The organism is uncultured Winogradskyella sp. (assembly GCF_947495255.1).
Lineage (GTDB): Bacteria > Bacteroidota > Bacteroidia > Flavobacteriales > Flavobacteriaceae > Winogradskyella.
Map to the genome: position 1 here is coordinate 25,207 of NZ_CANLYI010000006.1, position 21,147 is coordinate 46,353.

Consider the following 21,147-nt stretch of genomic DNA (forward strand, 5'->3'; position numbering starts at 1 on the left):
CCATACAAAACAAACTATTTGATTTCAATTACTTTCTAGTAGTCCCAATAGTTCCAAAGTGTAATTGTCTGAAGTTTGTATATAGGCATATTTCTCTTCTACCACAGCACCAAGTTTCTTTTTCTCAAAGGAAGCAGTCATTCCCAAATCAATGGTTTTAAATTTTAACTGGATCGCCCTTTTAAGCGTTTGATATAATAATTGTCTGTAAGTTTGAAAGATTTTAAGGTAATCATAGTCAATACCAACTAAGGAAGGAGCATAGGTTTGATTCTTGTTTTTATAACAAAACATAACTCCAATGATTTTGTTTGTTTGCTCAGGATGATGTATGAGTATAAACTCCCAATTGGAATGCTCAGACATGTTTTTGAACAGGTTTATGGGGTACGGAAAGGTATTTAGTCCAAGGTTGTTTAAGCGGACATTGTTATACAATAGATGAACTTGGTTGAGTTGGTGATTATTGAGTGTTTGTAAGATTGAGATCTTTAAGTAGGGTTCGTAAGCTAAAATGTCTTTCCTCAAATGTTTTCTGTTTCTTGAGGAAAGTCGAGATACATAAGCTTCAATGGATTCATTAGCTCTTAAATTAATGCGACATGAATTTGGCATTTGTATTCTAACAAAACCCTGACCAAGAAAATAACGATTTAAGCGATTGTTCATGCTAAAATCCCGAAGCGCAATCATTTTAGAATTAGAGCGCTGTTCCAATGTCTCTAAAGTTTGCATAAGCATATTTAGAGCTTCTTGTTTACTCGGATGATTAGCTTTGATATAAAGATGTTTGCCCTCAGTAAATAAACACCCTAAACTTAAAATTTTTGAGGTCATGTAATAAGGGTCTAATATGCGCTTTTTCTCAATAATTTTAGAGGCGTTTAAATTAGCTAACATATCATCCTTCCAAAGCGATGATGACAAAACTGTAGCCAAAATAGGGTGTCCATGTTGGTCATAGATTATTACATACCAAAAATCCCAATTATTTTCTTTAAATGCGTTATTACTGAAGGTGTGTTCAATAAATTTAAGTCCTTCATAATCCTGAACTCCTGAAGTTCCAACCAATTTGTTCCAGGTGACTTTGTCTATATTCGAAATGCTAGTTTCAATTTGCATTTTTAATTCTGAGCTAGATGAGGTATCTGTGGAGGTTTTTGGCTCTAATTTGAATGCTTCATAAACACGACGTAAGTTCGTATGGGTTTCCTCGATAGCTTTAGGTAAATGGTATTCCATAGCATCCACCAAAGCTTTTATTTCTTCCCGTTGATTGTGTCTAGAGATGGTTATTCTAACGCCAGTATTTTTTACAGGTACAGCTGGAAACATTCCTAAGTTCACATAGAAACCTTCGTTCATTAATCGATTGATAAAGTTATAACCAGTCTTTGGCATGCCAGTGCCGATAAAAAACACAGGAGATCTGTTCTTATCGACAAGCGGTAGAACCGTTTGTTTTACCAATTCATTAAAATAATCAATTCTGAGCTTTAGATCCTCCTGAAGTTCGTTGATTTCTGGTGAGAGATGAATCTCAGCAGAAGCCGTGGCAGCCGCAACAGATGCTGGCTCTAATTGCGCAGAGAATGTCAAAGGCCCTCCAAAGGTTTTTATCTCTTGATACAATTTTTTATTTGAGCAGACCAACACCGAACCGCTCGCGCCAAAGGTTTTACTTAAGGTTCCGAAAAGTAGCATGTTTTCTGATAGTTCATCTATTTCACTCATGACGTAACCTGTCCCATTTTTTCCAATCCAACTCATGCCATGGACATCATCAAAATAAAGATGTAATTGCGGATATTTTAAGCTTAATGTCTTTAATTCTTTTACAGGAGCGAAGTCGCCGAACATGGAATAAATACCATCAGCCATATACCATATTTTATTTTTAGTATTTGAATACAATTTAATTTTATCTTCTAACATGTTCAAATCGTTGTGCCGAACCATATCTACAGGAACACTTCTTAATTTTAAAACTTTAGCTGCGCTCTGAACACTCCAATGTACTTGGTGATCGAGAATAATGGCATCTTGATCTCTGACAGCGCTAGGAATCACACCAAGATGACCCAAGGTGCTATTTTTTGTGATGACAACGGGGTGATTGTACATTTCTGAAACCTTTTCCTCTAGTTGTCTATACAGTGGATTGGAGATGTACGATTTTGATAAAGGAAACTGAGTCCCGTATCGTTGTATTGCACTAATTGCGGCATCTTTCAATCTGGAGTCTTGTTCCAGCCCCAAATAACCTGTTGTGCCAAAATGGAATAATTTTTTGTTTTTTACTCCTATAGTTCTTCCGTTAAAACTTTCGCCTTCGGCATATAGATGAAGTATGCCCTCATCTATCGCATCTGTAAATACATTATTTACTGTATCTAAAAAGTTGTTGTGCTTAATTTTTGCCATCTTCAATAATTTAGAATATTAAGTTAATATCTTTTGTTAGACAATGAGAAATCTTGATACTTCTAAATCCTTTAGAGTCAATTCTTAATCCTTTGTAAGCAAATATTAATCCATATTGACTAATGCTAATTGAGAAATATGCAAATGTTATATTGATTATTTCGTAATTTTATAATCAACCAGTTTTCTAATCATTATGCCAATAGCTATTGAAAATGAATATGCTTCATATAAACTTATTGATGGCATTTTATATGTAACATATACTAAAGATGTTATTTTAGATTTGCCTGCAGCAGTTTATATTGTAAAAGAACGACTTTCAATCCATGAGGGACTTTATTTACCAGTGCTCTGTGATGTTCGGCATATTAAGGAAGTTAACAAAGCGGCCAGGTCTTATTTAGCTATAGAGGGGTCTATTTTAGTCAAAGCAGTAGCATTTATTGTAGATTCTCCAGTTTCAGAGATGTTATCAGAATTCTATTTACGTACCAACACACCTACAATCCCCACAAAAGCTTTTAGTAATTTTGATTTGGCCTTAAAGTTTTTAAACTCATATAAATGATTTTCAGAATAGAGCAATTTACAGAATGAATGGATACCAGTTTAAATCATAGAATGCAAGTCATCAATACGATGTTGCTGGAAATGGCTTCTGGTAATTTCTTCTATCGTATTGAGCGTAATTCTGAAAATGATGATATTGAGGCACTTATATTAACGCTCAATATGTTGGCCGAAGAGATACAGGATACTATAGTACATCAAGGCTATGCAAATACTGATCAAACCACTCTTGATATTGTTCAAATGAGTTTTATACTTGATGACAGGGGAATTATACAAATGATTAATCAACAAACCTGTAACGTTTTATCTCGTTTACAACACGATATTGTTGGTCATAATTTTAAAAACTTCATAACCGAGAAATCTATAAAAAAGTGGAACGTCATATGGAAACAGCTTAAAAATAAAGCGTTTTTTGATACTTCAATCGCAATACAGTTTAAGTCTAAAGGAAATCTTATTATTCCTAAAATTGCATATATCTCAAAATTTAATGATTCTACAATAAATGATAAGAAGACACTTATAACCATCGTACACCATTCTAATTTTCGAAATCAATTGGATGCAGATTTAAAGCAACGCGTTATAAAAGTTGGTAAATTTAATTCAGAAATCAAAAGTAAATCTAATAAGCCAAAAATAAGATTGAGTTTTGAGGATATTCGCAAAATACGCGAAGGTCATGATACAATCATCAATAATTTGGAGAGCGATTTCCCTTCTCTAAAAGATTTTGCACTACAAATTGGAACTAATGAATTTAAATTAAAATACGGATTTAAAGAATTGTATGGAACTACTGTTCATCGGTTTTTAATGCAAGAACGATTACGAAAAGCTCAAATGATGATTCAATATAGCGATGTATCGCTCAAATCAATTGCTTATACCGTTGGATTTAAAAGTATGCCCCATTTCTCTAGATCTTTCAAAAAGCGATATGGGTATTCTCCAAGCGCCTTGAGAAATAATTCGATCTTACCCTCTGACTAATTTCTTAGTCTATAATTACTTAATCCCTTATAGTCAATAGATTAAACTCTGAAAACAATTTTTTATACTGAATTTTACCATATTAAACTAAATGATATGATTAAGTTCAATAATATAGTTGATAGTATACCAACAATAGCAAGAACTCTATTAATAATATTATTTGTGTATGCTGCAAGTAGTAAGTTTTTAGATTTTAGCAATTTTCAGATTCAATTAGGGCAATCACCAATATTAACAGCTTATGCAGAGTGGGTCTCATGGGGAATACCAATATTAGAATTACTAATTGTTGCATTTTTGTCTTTTCCTAAATATGTGTATTACGCATTTTTTGCTAGCTATTCATTAATGATAATGTTTACTACCTATATAATTATCATTCTAAATTTCAGTGATTTTATACCATGTTCTTGCGGTGGAGTGTTGGAGAAATTAAGTTGGACAGAACATATGTTACTTAATGTTCTACTTATTGCAATTGCAATCTTAGGTATTGTTTTTACCACTAATAAAAATCACAAGACAAATAAACTCTTATGAAAACTCGAGAAATAATCATTTTGTTCAGTGTTGGAATTTTCAGTTCTCTAACGGTTATTGTTCTGTTTTTATTATCAGAACACACAGTCCACCGAAATAATGCTTTTACAAGACGATATCCACATCATCCAATAACTAAAAAATACGATTTATCTGTCAGATTTAATTCTTACTACGTTTCTGGTTTTGATGGTGATCATTTATATTTGGGAAACAAAACGGCTCCTTTGCATCTTCTTGAAATTAATCTTAAAACGAAGGATACAAACCATATTCAACTCACCTTAGAAAATAATAACTTTACGTTTCGGTCATTAAAGGTAAAATTAAAACCACCTTACTTTTTTATAATGGACGGAACCGTGCCTTGCATATATAGAGGAAGAATTGGTGACTGGAAAGCACATTTATGGATGGAGAATTACGCCTACTTTAGCAATGCCATTCCAATTGATAGCAACAAGGTTTACATTAGTACAACGGATAGCGAAAGCCTGATGACAACGCTTGGATTAATACAAAAACAAGAGAGCGATACAGCTTCAATATTTTTAAATTCTGATCTTCTTGAAAAGCAATTCGATGGTGTTTTTGACGTTGATGGACTTATGGTGTCTTCTTCCAAATCAAATTCTCAAGGATACGTTTATTACTATCGAAATGAATTTATGTTGATGGATTCAGATCTCAATCTTATTAAACGACAACGCAGTATTGACACAATAAAAATTGCTCAACTTCAAATTGTCAATATAGAAAATAGCAATGTGACTAAATTTAATGCGCCTCCAACTATCGTAAATAAACTTGCAATAATGTATGAAGATTTGATTCTAATTAAATCGGACAGGCTAGGGAAGTACGAGGATGAAATAATGTTAAATGAAGCTTCTATTGTCGATGTTTATAATTGGCAAAAAGAATCCTATGAATTTAGTTTTTACTTCTATGATATTGGTAAAGAAAAAATGAGAGAATTCAGTATGAATGACACATTCATGATTGGACTTATCGATGATAAAGTTTCTGTTTATGAAATCAATAAAGAACAATTTAAAACCACACCTAGGAACTCTGATGAGATTAATTAGAAGATGATAAAAATATTTATCTACTGGCCAGTAGCGGGATTAAGATTGAAAACCCGTAAAAAAGAGTAAATCACAATTTTTAATTTAAATTATATATTATGAAAATTCAAAAATTCAAATTTTTAATGCCAGTAATTGCAATAATTTTTGCGTTTACTGCTAGTGCCTTTACGACTCCTGATCATACCAATGTCGATGACGATTTTGCCATGATCACTGGTTATACTGCGAATACTATTCCAGGACAACCATGTCAATCGGTCAATGTGGATTGTTCTGTGGGAGGCGATGAGTTGTGCACCGTTAATGGTCAGCAAGTATTTAGATTGTTAAATGGAACCTCTTGTATTATTCAGTTGAAACGAACGAACTAATACAAGTCCATTTTGAGATTTAAGAGGTTACGCATCAATATAATTGCAGTTAGGATAACTTGATTGCTCTAGATATTTTTGGTAACCTCTTATTGATTAATTTAATGGTATCTTCTTTAGACATAAATTCAAATGGCCCAAAACAATTTGGTTATTTATTTTTGTTTTCAAGTCTCGTATGACATCATTTAAAATCAATAATTCTCCAGCGTAAATACTTTTTATATACGAGCTATAAAATCCATAGGTATGGCCTAATCCTACATATAGGTAATTCTTTTCTTGAAGAATCGACGCCTGAAGTAAGCTGATATAAGCAAGTTGTAGTTCTAATTTGCGGCTATCAGTAAGTGAGTTACGCCAATCAAAATCGATAAAAAGTTTATTTCTTAATGTTTCTAATATTTCAGTTGTAATTCCATTGTAAGCGTCGTGTTTTTCCATTTCCTCTAGTCTGTTCATCCTATAGGGTTCTATTAGTTCCGACATTATTTTTAATTGGTAATTCATTAAAAGATCAGCATCCGTAGAATACTGTAATTTGTTCAAAAAAGAGGGGTGCTTTAACCAGTCTGGAACTTCAAAAACATGACTTAACAAAAAATCTAGCGCTTCTAACTGAACTTCCCTCGGAATAGGAGTATAAACAGGTCCCGATTGTGAGCCCGATTTATACTGTATGGTATATCCACCTATTAATGAGGTAACTTGACTCATTTGATGATACCATAGTTCTAACGTTTTTTTATGTAATCTATCCAATAGAACATAATCTTTTTGACTTTCGTTTATTTTTGGTAAGAGTTCCAACACCCTTTTTATATTTTTTAAGCCAAGTTGGGTACTTTTAATAGGATCATTGCTCTCAACGACTTCATTTGTATTACCTGGACCAATGGTTTTAGGGTATTGATTATGATAACGATAATAAGGTGTAGCATCTTGTACCAAAATTAAATTTTCAAGATTTGATTTCTCATTTTCCGTAAAGATTTTATATCCCCATTTTATTTGATAATGATCTGTTGGGCCAACTTTCTGAATTAGCAAGTCCGGAGAAATACGGTCTTCAGGTTGCACAATATAATTGTGTCTTGCATAACTCATTATGCTCGGTGTATGCCCCATGTCCTCCAACCATTTTTCGTCACGCATCATTTCAAATGGATACGCAAATTCCCCAAAATCGGCATCTTTAATTCCAAAGGCATGTCCTGCTTCATGAGCAGTAACGAATTGTATGAGCTTACCCATAAGTTCCTCTCCAAACGGATAGTGTTGGGCGCGTTTATCCATAGGGGCACATCGTACTAAATAATTATCTGATAAATTCTGGTAAGAACTGTTTAAAATAATATCTGATTTCAATATTTCTCCTGAACGATGGTCAGATATAATATCTATCGTCGACCCACTATTATTTTCACCTCCACGTATATTTGATGGGCTCGCCCAACGTATAATGGAATAGTTAACGGAGTTTAGCATCCAAAGGGAGTCTTTAATAGGAAATTCTCTAATTTCAATTGCATTTGTAAATCCAGCAGCTTCAAATGAGGGCAACCATTCCATAACACCAGCTTTTACATAGGGTTTCCATTGCTCTGGCATCATTGGGTCAAAATAGAATACGATGGGTTTTAAAGGGTTTTTTAGTTTGCTTTTGTCCCCTTCCTTCTCTAAACGCCATCGCATAATGTTTGCTCTGGGAGATGCAGCGAAGCCGTTAATTCTGTCATATTCATCTTCAATTGTGAAACCCATGCGATGATCAAATGCCCTTGATTTCATTAAATTCGGTAATTTATAGAAACTGAAATTTACATTATCTGTTTTTTGATTACTGTCTCGCTGAATAGTTTGCACAGTACTAACGATTGTTTCATTTTTTAAGAAATGAATACTTTTCACATAAGATCTTTCAGTTAAGACTGGATCTAAATTTTTAGGATTCCATTTTAGAGTTGAATTAAAAAGAAGTTTAGTGACATCAATATAAAATAAATCAGAGTGGCTTTTCTCTTCAATAATTGGAAATCTACCTATAAGATTAGATTCATTTCTATAATCGTAGTTTACTGGAATAAGTACTCCAGAGGACGATTTTATTTGCGGAATTGTTAAAAGAATATGATTGCCTTCTTTAGACCAAACGACTTGATTATGTCCAATATCATGCCTTACAAAAAGCATGGGAGTATCAAGGTGTTCATTTTTTATTTCTAGATATGCCTTATCATTTTCCAAGTAGGCATTGATAAATTTGTTGTCCTGCCCCATTGTGGAGCAGGTGACTAACAAACTAATCAAATGAAACAAAAGTTTACCTTTGAAAAATGGAATACTATGGCTGGGATTATTGAGTTTTTGCATAATCACGTTTTCTTAATAGCCGTCATTTTGAGGCAATAGGTTAGGGTTTAATAGGAGTTCTGAATCAGGTATTGGCAGTAATAAATCCGTAGTATTCCAATTTGGCTTTATAGGCGAAAGAATGTCGTTGGCTCTTCCATTACGTTTAAGATCAAAAAAGCGATGTCCCAGTTCACTGAATAATTCAATTTGTCTTTCTTTTAGAATAGCGTTAAGAATTTCGCTCTGATTGTTGGACGTTATTGAATTGAGCATGGCTCTATCTCTAATGACGTTCAGTAAATTTTTTGCTTCGGATAGATTTCCTAATTGCGCATGTGCTTCTGCAGAAATAAGATATAATTCAGCTAATCTGAATAAGATTGAACACTCTTCAGTACTTCCAGTAGGCACATTTAATCTATATTTGAAAGGGAAATACCAAGTCTCTGAGCCTTCCGAAACCGATCCTACCCAATTTGTAAATCGGGCATCGCCAGCTTCAAAATCATTCAGTAAAAAGTTAGATAAAGAAGAGTTTGGTGGAGGTCCTGATACAAAGATAAATGTAACAGCCTCTTTTGTATTTGTTCCAAAAAATCCAGAACCCAATTGCCACAGTGTTTCAGTACTGCTTTTTACAAAAACCTGACTTAAATCAGAATTTAAATTGTAGTTCCCACTGTCAATAATTTCAAGAGATTCACTAAGGGCCATTTGCCATTCTTCTTGATAAAGATAAACTCTCGATAATAATGCAGATGCCACAAATCGATTAGGTTTTAGATTAGAAAAAGTGGTATCGTCCCCTGTTAGTAATGACTTTGCTTGTAGTAAGTCAGAAATGATTTTAGTATAGACTTCACTTTCTTCCAATCTTGAAACACTACTATTTAGCCTATAATCTGTATGTTCAATGTAGGGAATATCACCATAAAGATTCACTAAATAAAAATGAATAAATCCCCTTAAGAAATAGGCTTCACCCAAAAATCGAGATTTTTCATCTAGTGTGAGTGTTGTGGAATTCTCAACGCCTTCAAGAATGCTATTCGTTGCATAGATGAGATTATAACTCGTATCCCACCATTTTTTAATCGTTTGATCAGAGGGCAGAACAGTGTTATTTGTATAGGTTTCAACGGATGGCAAACTCCCACTATAAAGCGTCAATTCATCAGTGTAATGCCCCATTAAATAAGATAGGCCAGAAATAGAACCATCCGTAAATGCATTTTCTCTTAATTGACTATATATGTGCGCAAAGGCGGCGTCAACAGTATCCGCATTTTCAAATACATCAGAACCATTCAGTTGATTGTTAGGGGCGTCAACCTCTACAAAATCTTCACATGAGTTAAAAATGGGAATAATAAGTATTAAGGTTACCCACAGTATTTTAAATGTTTTAGTATTTATATATAATATATTCATGACTTTGGTTTTAAAATGTTATTTGAGTGCCCAACGTTATCATCTTTAAAGTAGGCAGGGTTTGATTATTTCTAGTCTCTGGGTCTAAACCAATGTAATTGGTCAATGTCCAAAGGTTTTGTCCTCTTAAAAACACAGTACATCCAAATCTTGAGTTTTCTTTTTTCGATAATTCAAAAGCCAGCGATAACGTTTTTAATCTCAAATAGGAAGCATCAGAAATTGCAGCATCACTTTGTGTATAAGTATTGAATGCTTGTAAACCATCTGGGTCTAGGCCAGAAGAGAACCGTTGAATAGACGATTGATCTCCCGGATTTTGCCATCGTTGGAGAACTAGATCAGGTTGATTGGCCATACCGCCAGGAAGAACTCCGCCATTAGACCAATAATTAAAGCCAAGCTGTTTTGTGAATTGAAACAATACATCCATGGTGAATTTACCATAAGTTAGAGTATTGGTGAATCCACCAAAATATTTAGGATTTAGGTCTTTAACCAATTGTCTGTCATCTGGGCTAGAAATGATGCCATCGTTATCGAAGTCTTCAAATTCATATAAGCCAGTTTCGGAATCAACACCATTTAACTGATATGTTTTTATAATATTTAAAGGCTCTCCTATAACCAATTGATTGGCATAGGTAGAGCCTTCTAGGTCAGGGAATCCTATTAATCTATTCTTAGGGATGGTAAGATTAAAAGATGTTGACCATTTAAAATTATGAGTCTTAATATTAATTGTATTTATAGAAAATTCCCAACCCGTGTTTTCGACAGTCGCATTAAGATTTGCATTAATGGAACTAAACCCTGTAGTAGAAGGCAATGGAATACCAACCAGCTGATTGGAAGATCTATGACGATAATAATTCCCACTGATAAAAATAGTATCATCTAATACCCCAAGTTCCATTGAAAATTCTAACTTTTTATTTGATTCCCAACTGTAATCAGGATTGAACAATCGGGTAGGTAATAGGCCAGTCGTATTTTGGTATTGGTTACTTCCAAACGAATAGGTGTCTAGATATTGATAGTCCCCAATTTGGTCATTCCCTGATGTCCCGTAACTCGCTTTTAACTTCCCAAAACTTAGCCATGGTATAGCGGATTTGATAAATTCTTCTTCTGAAAAAATCCAAGCAGTTCCTAAGGCTCCAAAGTTTGAAAAGCGTTTGTTAGGCCCAAAACGACTCGATCCGTCTCTTCTACCCGTTAGGTTCAACAAATACTTTCCTTTATGATTAATATTGATACGTCCAAAAAAGGCTTGATAACGGTAATTTTCATCGATGTCTGCAAGGGGAAACAAATTGGAGGCAGCTGAAACGTTTTCAATAAAGTTATTGTTAGAGAACCCAAACGCAAATTGAGATATACGGCTATCTTTTTGATCCTGAAATGATAGTCCAGCCAAGACTTCTAAACGTGTATCGTTTAAATCATAATTCCAGTGCAATTGTGGCTCAATAATCCAAGAGGTACGATTCGATGTGTTATGTACAGCATACGATGATTCTGCACCCACACCGAAGGCTGGATCGTAGATGGTGGATGGTACCGTATTTAATTCTGTTAGATGATTTTCCGTAAAGCCGAAATTTGAAACAAATTTGAGATTATTGAGAATTTCATAATGGACATTAAAATTACTTATTAAAGCTGAGGCATTGGCATTGTAAACACCTTCTAGTCTGCTCAAAGGATTACTCCAAGTGGAGTTTTCCCAATTTAAACTGCCGTCATCTGTATATAGAGTTGGTGGGTTAGGAGCTAGTTGAAAAGCTTCGAATACTAACAGACCGTCGCTTGGAAGATTATTTTTGTTGGAGGTATAGCTCGTTGAAAATTGAATAGACAATGTCTCATCTTTAGAAGTGTGAGTCAAATTTGCTAATCCAGATATCTTATCATTTTGATAATCGTTTGGAAAGACGCTCGTTTGTTTATGCGCATTACCACTAATTAAAAAGCGCGTTTGCGCATTACCACCAGATATTGAGCCTTGATAATTTGTGATGTATGAGGTTTTTCCGAATAATACTTTTTGCCAATCTGTATTTTTGGTTTCATCCCAAGTGCCATTGATATCATAAGCGTTGAAAGGCACAGGGTCAATACCATCATTAAAAAAGGCCTCTCTACGCATATTTAAATAATCGGCAGTGTTAAGTAGATCCATAGTATTGGTAACACTTCCGAATCCTGAAAGGACATTCAACTGTACCTTAGTATCTCCATAGTTGCCTTTTTTCGTCGTAATTAAAACGACACCATTCGCACCACGAGAACCATAAATAGCCGTGGCATCTGCATCTTTAAGTATTTCAATACTTTCAATATCTGTAGGATTGATGTTGTTTAATGGACTTATACCAGTTCCTGGAATGATTATAGAAGCTTGTTGCTCCCCCAGACTTGACGATGAAAAAGGGACACCATCTATTACAAATAAAGGATTATTTCCATTAGTACGAATACTATTCTGCCCTCTAATTTTTATATCAAACCCAGCACCTGCCACGCCAGAGGTTTGCACAATCTCTACTCCAGAAACTCTTCCCTGCAGCGCAGCCAATGGGTTAGAAATCGGTTGTTGTTCTATATCCTTTTGGGTTACTTTTACTATGCTACCGGTGCTTTCGCTTTCATTAACAGAGTAATACCCAGCATTAAGGGTAACAGCATCAAATGCGGTAACATCGTCTTGCAACTGTACATTAATGTCTTGTTGGCCATCAACAGGAATAGTCTGGGTCAAAAAACCTAAATAAGAAAAGACAAGGATATCATCAGCTCTAGCATTTATACTATAGGTGCCATCAATTAACGACGTAGTGCCTCTATTCCTGCCTTGTATAGCTATAAACGCACCAGAAATAGGAAGTCCTGCGGTGTCTGTAATTTGGCCCTTAACTTCAATTTGACGCTGTTTTGTTGGTGTTGACACCTTTTTACTAATGGTAATATAAGTGTCGTTAGTCGTTGTGATAGTGTAATCCGATTCTGGAAGATATTGCTGTAATAATTCTATAACCTTAATTACACCCTTCGTTAGAGGAATAACTGGTACATCTTTAAATATATCAGACTGGTAAATAAATGTACATTCTGTTTGTTTTCCTATTAGTTCCAACACCTCATAAATAGTCATAGTCTTATCTGAGTTGATGGTCACTTTCTCATTTTGCGAAAAAGTAGCGCTTGGTACAAGACTAAAAGCAGTAGTGCAGAATAGTAGTAAAAAAGTTTTCATGATGAACATCGAAATTCCTTTCCATCGAAAGAAATGCATGCTTGTAAATTTAATTTGCATAAATTTGTGCGTTAATTGGTTTAAAACCGGTTAATGTATAAAGGGGATTTAGCGCGTTACTGTCCAGGTAGTAGCTTTATTCCCTTTTCTTATTTAATTGTAATCGTCTTGTTTTTTAGGTCATAGTCATTTATAAATTTTGTGTTTTTAATTCCGTTTAAAATATCTTCAATATTCTGTTTCTTATGGAGTAGCCCACTGAATTTTACATGTTCTAAAGCTTGTGTTTCAAAGGTGATAGTAACATCATACCATCGGGATAGAACGCGCATAATATCTTTTAAAGAGGTATCTTTAAAATTAAAGTAGCCCTTAACCCAAGCCACATCATAATCCACGTTCACTATAGACTTAGTCAACTGGTTTGTTCTCAGGTCTATCTGAGTTTGTTCATTGGGGATTAATACCTCTAAGGTATCGCCTACAAGAATATTTATATGGCCCTCAACCAACGTGGTATACATATAGGGCTCATCATTGTAGGCCTTTATATTAAATATTGTGCCGAGAACGTCCACCTCTTGTTGTTTTGTTAGCACTTTAAAATGATTACCTTGATGCTCGGCACTAGGTGATACTTCAAAGTAAGCCTCGCCATAGACTAACTCAACAGTGCGAGGCTCTCCTTCAACAAAATTTACAGGATATTTTAGTTTACTGTCTGCATTTAACCAGACTAAAGTGCCATCAGATAATGCAATTTGATACTGCCCACCTCTAGGAACTGTGAGATAATTAAAAGAGCGTTTAGACGAGGTATTGGCTTTGGTATACGTTAAGCGCTCGCCGTCACTTTTAACCATAGCATTTTTATATTGTTTTTTCTCATCAAGAACTATAGCGCTACCATCATCTAGCGTTAAAATGGCTTTATCCGTTCCTGCTAAAATTTCGGTAGTTGAGGTATCTAAATCCTCATTTTCGATGCTATTGTTAATTGTCAGATAACCAATAGAAATAAATATCAGAATAGCAGCGGCTATTTTGTAAAAAGAAGAAATAGAAGAATGCTTTTTAGGTTTTACTTTACCATAACCAGAGATACCTTCCGCTACGTTTTTCCAATCCGCCTCTTTATCAATTTGGTTAAGTAGTTCTAAATTTTCTTTAATGGCTTCGTTAGACAGATGTTGTATAATATGCGTCTTGGCATCATCTGAAAACAAATCAGACGCTTCCAAATCTCGGAAGCCTTTATTTTCAAGCAAAGCTTTAGATAGCTTCTTGCTGAGTTTAAATATGTCTCTAAAAATTGTCATTATAAACCTTGGGTTATAACACCAAAACGACAAAAGTTAAAAAGAGGGTGTAAAAAAGAATTAAAAAATATTTAGGAGGCTGCCAAGAGCATGCCTTAGCTTCTTATAAGCAATACGCTTTTGAGATTTAACGGTGTTTTTGCTTATAGAGAGTTCTTCAGCGATTTCTTTATTAGTATAGGCATTTAGAGTTAGTCTAATAACAGCTTCACTTTTTTTGGGCAGTTGCTTTATGGCAGTCTCTAGCTGGGCATAGGTATCAATAAGTGTTAATTGGGTATAAAAAAACGTGTTGGTTACCATATGGTCAAAGTCAATATCAGGAGGCTGAACCATACTTCTATGATATTTACTTTTCAGATAGTCTAAACAGCGGTTTTTAACGGATTTATACAACAAAGATTTTATCGCATAAAAATTTGGATATGGGGTGTCTCGTTCCCAGATCTTAATAAATACCTCTTGTACAATATCCTTAGCCATATCCATATCATTGAGATATTTGTTGGCAAATAAGCACAGCGAAGGGTAGAGGGTCTCAAAAAGTGACTTAAACCCGTCCAAATTTTTGGGGTGTACTTTGCCTTCAGACATAATGCATTGGTATTTAAAGGGAATTTTTAAAATTTCCTTTTAATGTAGAGTACCATGCGTTTTATTAATTTTCAAACTATGCAGAAAAAATAGGGCGTGGAACTCAACTTATCCAATAGAGGTACTGGTATACCGTGCAGAGATAAGAGAGCTCACGCCCGGGACGTGAGCCTATCTACTTATCATCTCATCTGCAAAAATTACCAGTTTTCTATTGAGAGACTCAAAGCGATGGCTTCAAATATTTTTAAATACGAAGAATCGCAAATTTATGTAATTGATTACAAATATAACAAATTTATTTTTTGTCATCCAAATGGATTACAACATTTATTAATTAAATGTCAAAATTGCAGTATGTCCAAATTGAAGTCAGAAGATATAGAATTTAATAAAAGAGTAGCATTAAGAGTGAAAGAATTAAGATTGAACGTGAATAAAAGTCAATCTAAATTTGCTGAAGCTCATTTTGTAGATAGACAAATAATTAGCCGTTGGGAAAACACTAAAGATAGCAGAGGTATTTCCATACATACTATAAACCGATTCTGTAAAATGATTAATATATCATTAAAAGATTTTTTTGATAGTGAATTATTTTCTGATTGTTAAAATAATATTTAATTATAGTATTAATGATATCAATTATAACGTCTTAATTTGAGGATTCGTTATCGTATAAGTTAAGAAGACTTAATTTCTCTTTTTCCATTGTTTCGTAAAGTCGTCTTCTTCGGCACCTAATGGAAACAAAACATAGTACCACAAGCAATTTAGATAATAGCGAAGGATTCTAATCCATCTCGGGAGTTTTGATTTTGCCATAGTTAAAGTTAGGAAAAACATTTATTTCTAAGTTTGAGTTTTTCAAAGTAGCTTATGCTTTTCAAGAGCTATAGTTGTTTCATGACATTCTCCGTCATACTGAATTCGATTCGGCATGACGGAGAATCTTTACACAATTAAACATTAAATTTCATCATTTATTTTAAAAGAAAACTTTTTAGTAAGTTGGTTGTTTATTGTGATTTTTGCCAACTGAATTGAGACAAGTGATAAATTGAAAGAAATATACAGACGGAATATTAAATGCTTAATAAAAGGCTTTGTCATGAAATGCCGTGTTAAAAACCAATTAAGCCCTTATAAATTATTCATCAAATTACTTTGATAAGTATTGCCATATGTTAATCCAGTTTTAGCATTTGGTAGACCTGTTTTAAATGTTTATTTACTACTATTAACAAGATAGTAAACATCTAGCAAGCTTTGTGGTATTGACAACCGTAAAATAGCATATAAACAAAGATTTTCTTGGTTTTTGATTTGTACCTATCAATTATTAATAATTACTATCAAATTTTATTAAAATAGTGTTAAAAATCAATTTGTGTGCGTAAAGTGTGCGTAATCGAGAAATCCTACTAAAATTATTTTACTCATTAATTAATATATAGTTATAATTTTCGTGAAATTTAGGCTTGTTTTTATTAATAATAAAAAAGTGTAACTTTCTGACTTACAAGCTCATGAGGGTGTTTATTAAACACAAAAAAGCCTTAACAATAAATGTTAAGGCTTTTTGTGATCGCACTAGGATTCGAACCTAGGACCGCCTGCTTAGAAGGCAGGTGCTCTATCCAGCTGAGCTATGCGACCATTTAGAGTGAAACTCCAAATATTTCAAAAAAGTCGGGGTGGCAGGATTCGAACCTGCGGCCTCCACGTCCCAAACGTGGCGCGATAACCGGGCTACGCTACACCCCGAATTGATTATCTTAAAAATTATACTTACAGTCGTATTACTGCAGTAAATTTTGCGGAGAGACAGGGATTCGAACCCTGGGTAAGTGTTTCCACCTACGACGATTTAGCAAACCGCTCCTTTCGGCCACTCAGGCACCTCTCCAGTATTTAAATGAACGTAATTCGTTAAAATTGCGGATGCAAATGTAGTACTTCAAATTAAAGAAAACAACATTTTTATTGAGTTTTTAATAATTTTTATTGGTATGATTGATAGCTTGTTTATAAAGGGATAATTATCAGACTTATAAGTGTTAAAAAAAAATATTTTTTTATTTTTTATGTTCTTTTCAAATTAATGAAAACTGAATTGCAATTGCTCTTATTTGACCTAATCTAAAATTTAAGCATAAAAAAAATGAGATAACTATTTGATAACGAAGCTCTCTTTTAAAATATTAAGAGCATATTTTACCGTTAAAATGAATTTCAAAGTTCATTTTGTGTCAAAAATCGTGCATTTCGTCGAAAATATGGAACTTTTTATCGGTGTTTTGTTTTTGGTTTTATATGTTTGCCGTCCCAAATTAAAATGATCTAAGTTTTAAAACTTATTTCAAAAATTAAATAAAAATGAAAAACCTACTAAAGTTAACGGCTAGTCTTGGCCTAATTTTATTGTTCACTGATTGTACAGCTTCAATCGAAGATTACACAATTGAAAGTGAAAGTACTACAGAAATTGAAAGTACTACAGATGCTACCTTAGATCCTTGTAGTAATGAAGATCCAAAAACGAGAGTTATTAATAATGGAACTGTTTCATTTAATTTAGAAGTTTTAGAAGCAGATGGTACAACTGTTGTATCTATTATTAATATTCCTCCAAACTCAACAACATCTTGGGCGAGCTTTAATGAAGGTCCTGTTATGTTTTCTTTGAAGGGAACAGATTTTAACGTGGCTGACGATAAAGTTTTAATACAAATGGATAATTGTACAGCTTATGAAATCGAAGTAGATGCTAATAATGAAATAGTATCTTATCTTCCTATAGTACTTTAGAGCAAATAATTACAGATTTGTTGTCATTAATATCTGTCGTAAAAAATAGGTAAGACTGACCTCCATCTTTAATTTTAAGTTTTTTACGTATCTCACTAACTGAAAGCGGAAAGTTCCTTGTGGTGATATTTGCTTTACTTATATTTTCTTTTGCAATAATTTTCTTATTGTAAGGTAATATTCGTTCTATTTTAAATCTCCTACCAGGAAACTCTAAAAGTTCTTGTGAAGTATAAAGATGTGAATGTTGATGCAGTTTGTAGATTTTAATAAGTTCACTTACTGAATTGAATCCACCTGATTTTAGCACTGCCGAATTTGGCTCATATAAATAGGAGAGTGGCATACTATACGTAACATTTGCTTTCGATTCTTCTTTAAAATAATATTCAAAAAACTGTGGGTTTACATGTTTTAAATTCACAGTTTTTATTATTGTTTCTCCTTTGTAATCTCTTTCTAAAATCCATAATAACTCTTTAACTTCATTATTACTGGCTACAATATGGATTTCTTTTACATGTTGTAAATCACTTAATGTTGCTGTTAAATCTAATAAAGGCGATGTTTTTATCATTACATTTTTTGAATATTTTAAAAATAATTCTTGAAATGTTTTTATATTAGGTTCACAGTCAGCTAATAAAAACACCTTATTTTTTAAATCATCTCTTCTCGATGGATCAATATAAATCCAATCAAATTGTTGGTCAATTTGTTTTAAAGCTTCTATACCATTTTGGTTTAAACACTTTACGTTAGAGATTTTAAGCGCTTCATAATTGTATTGAACAATATTAGAAAGCTCACTATTTATTTCGCAATGTGTTACGTTTTCTACTTGTTTCGAAAAATGAAAAGTATCTACACCAAATCCGCCAGTTAAATCAATAAGACTTTGACCTGAAACTAAATTAGCTTTATAATTTGCAGTAGTTTCAGATGATGTTTGTTCTATATTTAGTTTATTAGGAAAATATATGTTTTGGGTATTAAACCAAGTGGGTAGTTTTTTTAAGCATCGTTTTTTAGCTTCAATTTGCTCTACAATTAATTTTGAACCTACATTTTTAAAAGGAACCCCTTTTAATAATAATTTTGTAGTATCGGAATTTATGTTGTCATTTATAAATTCTTGAATTTTAGTATTTAATATGTCTTTTTTCAAATTGAATTATAAACCTTTTGTGAACTTTTTAACGATATTACAATCTGATAAAAATTCTTTTAGAATCACTTTAATAGCAGTATACGTTGGTACAGCCACAATCATTCCTACAATACCAAACAGAATACCAGCAATGATAATTACTAAAAAAATTTCTAAAGGATGAGATTTTACACTTTTTGAGAATATATAAGGTTGACTAAAAAAATTATCTACCAATTGCGCAATGATAAAACCAATCATTACATAAGTTGTTTTTGGTAAAATAACGTCACTAAAACTCTCTCCTAAATTGCTAGACATACTTAATAGCAACATTAAAAATCCACTAACTAAAGGACCAACATAAGGTACTAGATTTAGTAGAGCACACAAAAAAGCAATGACGATGGCGTTATCAATTCCGAAGATTAATAATACAACAGTGTAAATTACAAATAGAATTAATATTTGAAATATTAGGCCAACGAAATAACGTGAGAGTAAATCTTTTATAGCATTAATAGAGCGTTTAGAGCGTTGTTCGTTTCCACTTGGCACAAATGTCATTATGCCATCTTCAAATAACTTACTGTCTTTTAAAAAGAAAAAAGAAATAAATAATACCGAAAATAATCCAATACTAAAACTGCCTAACCCACTAATAAAACTGTTAAGGAAATCTGGTATAATGGCAAAATCTAGTTTTGAGAGCACGTTAGAGTCTTTTATAGATTGCTCTACGTCAATATTGTTAAATTCAAAATACGTAACTATTTGGTCGTATAAATCTTCAACATTTAGTTGTAATTGCTCAATATTTAAAAGTGAAAGGTTATGACCTTGTTCTACTATTAGAGGAATAAATAAACCAACCAAGCCAACTAATAAACCAAGTAATAAAACCATTGTAACAACAACCGAAACTGTATTGTTGAATTTTAATTTACGTCTTAAAAATAATATGATTGGTCTGCCTATTAATGAGATTACAGCCGCAATAGCAATGTAAATTATTACAGATTGAATTTTAAAAAGAAAATACAATATTAAAGCGATTGCCAAAATAATGCCTAATGCTCTTAAGATACCGTTGGCTAAGGTTTTTGAATTCATTTCTTTTTATTTACTCAAAGATGCTGAAATTAATTCAGCAAGACAAATTTAAGAATTAAGTTGTTTTGTTATTTCATAAAGCGCAATACTTGTTGCTTGTACCACATTCATACTACTATTATTTCCATACATATTAATGTGTACAACAGCATCAACTTGTTTTAAAATGGTCTCAGAAACACCGAAATTTTCATCTCCTAAAATTAGAGCAATGGGTTGATTCGTTTTTAATTTGAATTCAGTTAATGGTTTGCTGTTTTCTGTAATTTCTAATGCTATGAGGTAATAATTATTTGCTTTTAAAGTCGCTATTTGAGTTTCTATATTTTCCGTTATGCTATGCTGAACATATTTTTCTGTAGAACGTGATGTTCTTGAGACTCGTTTACCAATAGAAATTTCTGCACCACAAAAAATAAGTTCTTCAATTCCAAATGCATCTGCTATTCTAAACAAGCTCCCAATATTAGGCGCATTGGTTACGTTATCACAAACAACTAATATTGAATGTTTCTGTTTTTTGAAATTCGACGTATAGTGGGTGAGTTGCATTTCAATAATTGAATTAAAAATCTAAAAATTACAATTGTATAAACTACAATGAAATGCTAAATGAGCTGGAGTAGGAGATATGTATGAGTAATCTAAATGATAACTATTGATAACTATTGAATAAGAATGTTCATTTATAGATTCCATGGTTTGAAATGTGAAAATCAAAACAAGTAATAAAGCAATTATCTTATATTTAAGTGAAAACTTTTCCATAGTTTATTTTACCATTGTGCCGTTAAATTTACTAGACTTTCTTTTCATTTCTGACCAAAACCAAATAGGAATTGTTCCTGTTAAGGTTGAAATAAAACCAAAATCCCACATAAAGTATGTCGCAACTGCAGCAATAGCAAGTCCGGCTATAACATATGTGTAATTATCGTCTGCATATAATCGGTTAATATGCTTTTTAGTGAAATGGCCACAATGTTTACAGCGTTCATTAAATTCATTACTTCCTCGTTCCATTAGCAAACCATATCTGTCTGTTGCTTTGGTTTTTATAGTATTATCTTTTTTGCAAGAACTACAACGGTAACTTAATTTCATATAA

17 protein-coding genes and 3 tRNA genes are annotated in these 21,147 nt (G+C 33.0%); 7 read left to right on the plus strand and 13 right to left on the minus strand.

Going from position 1 to position 21,147, the window contains the following annotated elements:
* Positions 1 to 24 precede the first annotated feature (24 nt).
* Positions 25 to 2,427 carry an aminotransferase class I/II-fold pyridoxal phosphate-dependent enzyme gene (locus Q0807_RS10395; protein WP_299109440.1) on the minus strand — a complete coding sequence of 801 codons (2,403 nt, stop codon included), beginning with the start codon at positions 2,425 to 2,427 and terminating at the stop codon, positions 25 to 27.
* Between the two features lie 196 nt (positions 2,428 to 2,623).
* On the opposite strand from Q0807_RS10395, the gene Q0807_RS10400 reads away from it, so the two are divergent.
* The 5 genes from Q0807_RS10400 to Q0807_RS10420 all read left to right on the plus strand — a co-directional run bounded on the left by Q0807_RS10400 (position 2,624) and on the right by Q0807_RS10420 (position 6,007).
* Positions 2,624 to 2,998, plus strand: coding sequence for a hypothetical protein (locus Q0807_RS10400; protein ID WP_299109443.1), 375 nt, complete (start codon positions 2,624 to 2,626; stop codon positions 2,996 to 2,998).
* Positions 2,999 to 3,027: 29 nt separating this feature from the next.
* Positions 3,028 to 3,999 (plus strand): helix-turn-helix domain-containing protein, encoded by a 972-nt coding sequence (locus tag Q0807_RS10405; RefSeq protein ID WP_299109445.1) that lies wholly within the window; start codon positions 3,028 to 3,030, stop codon positions 3,997 to 3,999.
* A 96-nt stretch (positions 4,000 to 4,095) separates the two neighbouring features.
* Positions 4,096 to 4,542, plus strand: coding sequence for a MauE/DoxX family redox-associated membrane protein (locus Q0807_RS10410; RefSeq protein WP_299109448.1), 447 nt, complete (start codon positions 4,096 to 4,098; stop codon positions 4,540 to 4,542).
* A complete protein-coding gene (locus tag Q0807_RS10415; protein WP_299109451.1) occupies positions 4,539 to 5,633 on the plus strand; it encodes a hypothetical protein in 1,095 nt (364 codons plus the stop codon). The genes Q0807_RS10410 and Q0807_RS10415 overlap by 4 nt, the downstream gene beginning before the upstream one ends.
* 98 nt (positions 5,634 to 5,731) lie before the next feature.
* Entirely contained in the window at positions 5,732 to 6,007 is a 276-nt protein-coding gene (locus Q0807_RS10420; RefSeq protein WP_299109454.1) for a DUF6520 family protein, read from the plus strand.
* Between the two features lie 96 nt (positions 6,008 to 6,103).
* Here the strand turns inward: Q0807_RS10420 and Q0807_RS10425 are convergent, their stop codons facing one another.
* From Q0807_RS10425 to Q0807_RS10445, 5 genes are all read right to left on the minus strand, one after another.
* Entirely contained in the window at positions 6,104 to 8,200 is a 2,097-nt protein-coding gene (locus Q0807_RS10425) for a zinc-dependent metalloprotease (protein WP_299109457.1), read from the minus strand.
* A gap of 192 nt (positions 8,201 to 8,392) precedes the next feature.
* The gene (locus Q0807_RS10430) at positions 8,393 to 9,793 is read right to left on the minus strand and encodes a RagB/SusD family nutrient uptake outer membrane protein (RefSeq protein ID WP_299109460.1); all 1,401 of its coding nucleotides are present in this window, start codon (positions 9,791 to 9,793) and stop codon (positions 8,393 to 8,395) included.
* Between the two features lie 10 nt (positions 9,794 to 9,803).
* On the minus strand, positions 9,804 to 12,746 hold the full coding sequence (locus Q0807_RS10435) for a SusC/RagA family TonB-linked outer membrane protein (RefSeq protein WP_299110222.1): 2,943 nt from the start codon (positions 12,744 to 12,746) through the stop codon (positions 9,804 to 9,806).
* 455 nt (positions 12,747 to 13,201) lie between these two features.
* A complete protein-coding gene (locus Q0807_RS10440; RefSeq protein ID WP_299109462.1) occupies positions 13,202 to 14,293 on the minus strand; it encodes a FecR family protein in 1,092 nt (363 codons plus the stop codon).
* A 138-nt stretch (positions 14,294 to 14,431) separates the two neighbouring features.
* Positions 14,432 to 14,965, minus strand: a complete 534-nt coding sequence (locus tag Q0807_RS10445; RefSeq protein WP_299109466.1) for an RNA polymerase sigma-70 factor — start codon at positions 14,963 to 14,965, stop codon at positions 14,432 to 14,434.
* A 357-nt stretch (positions 14,966 to 15,322) separates the two neighbouring features.
* On the opposite strand from Q0807_RS10445, the gene Q0807_RS10450 reads away from it, so the two are divergent.
* Entirely contained in the window at positions 15,323 to 15,577 is a 255-nt protein-coding gene (locus Q0807_RS10450; protein WP_299109469.1) for a helix-turn-helix transcriptional regulator, read from the plus strand.
* A 973-nt stretch (positions 15,578 to 16,550) separates the two neighbouring features.
* Here Q0807_RS10450 and Q0807_RS10455 read toward each other — a convergent pair.
* The 3 genes from Q0807_RS10455 to Q0807_RS10465 form a co-directional block, all read right to left on the minus strand.
* Positions 16,551 to 16,624 (minus strand) — tRNA-Arg (locus tag Q0807_RS10455).
* Between the two features lie 33 nt (positions 16,625 to 16,657).
* Positions 16,658 to 16,732: transfer RNA gene (locus Q0807_RS10460), tRNA-Pro, on the minus strand.
* A gap of 53 nt (positions 16,733 to 16,785) precedes the next feature.
* Positions 16,786 to 16,874 (minus strand) — tRNA-Ser (locus tag Q0807_RS10465).
* A gap of 470 nt (positions 16,875 to 17,344) precedes the next feature.
* On the opposite strand from Q0807_RS10465, the gene Q0807_RS10470 reads away from it, so the two are divergent.
* On the plus strand, positions 17,345 to 17,776 hold the full coding sequence (locus Q0807_RS10470; protein ID WP_299109472.1) for a hypothetical protein: 432 nt from the start codon (positions 17,345 to 17,347) through the stop codon (positions 17,774 to 17,776).
* Here the strand turns inward: Q0807_RS10470 and Q0807_RS10475 are convergent.
* The 4 genes from Q0807_RS10475 to Q0807_RS10490 all read right to left on the minus strand — a co-directional run bounded on the left by Q0807_RS10475 (position 17,763) and on the right by Q0807_RS10490 (position 21,143).
* A complete protein-coding gene (locus Q0807_RS10475; protein WP_299109475.1) occupies positions 17,763 to 18,944 on the minus strand; it encodes a class I SAM-dependent methyltransferase in 1,182 nt (393 codons plus the stop codon). The genes Q0807_RS10470 and Q0807_RS10475 overlap by 14 nt on opposite strands.
* Before the next feature lie 6 nt (positions 18,945 to 18,950).
* Positions 18,951 to 20,039 carry an AI-2E family transporter gene (locus Q0807_RS10480; protein ID WP_299109478.1) on the minus strand — a complete coding sequence of 363 codons (1,089 nt, stop codon included), beginning with the start codon at positions 20,037 to 20,039 and terminating at the stop codon, positions 18,951 to 18,953.
* Between the two features lie 48 nt (positions 20,040 to 20,087).
* Positions 20,088 to 20,591 (minus strand): TrmH family RNA methyltransferase, encoded by a 504-nt coding sequence (locus tag Q0807_RS10485; protein ID WP_299109480.1) that lies wholly within the window; start codon positions 20,589 to 20,591, stop codon positions 20,088 to 20,090.
* 219 nt (positions 20,592 to 20,810) lie between these two features.
* Positions 20,811 to 21,143, minus strand: a complete 333-nt coding sequence (locus Q0807_RS10490) for a hypothetical protein (protein ID WP_299109482.1) — start codon at positions 21,141 to 21,143, stop codon at positions 20,811 to 20,813.
* Between the last annotated feature and the right edge of the window lie 4 nt (positions 21,144 to 21,147).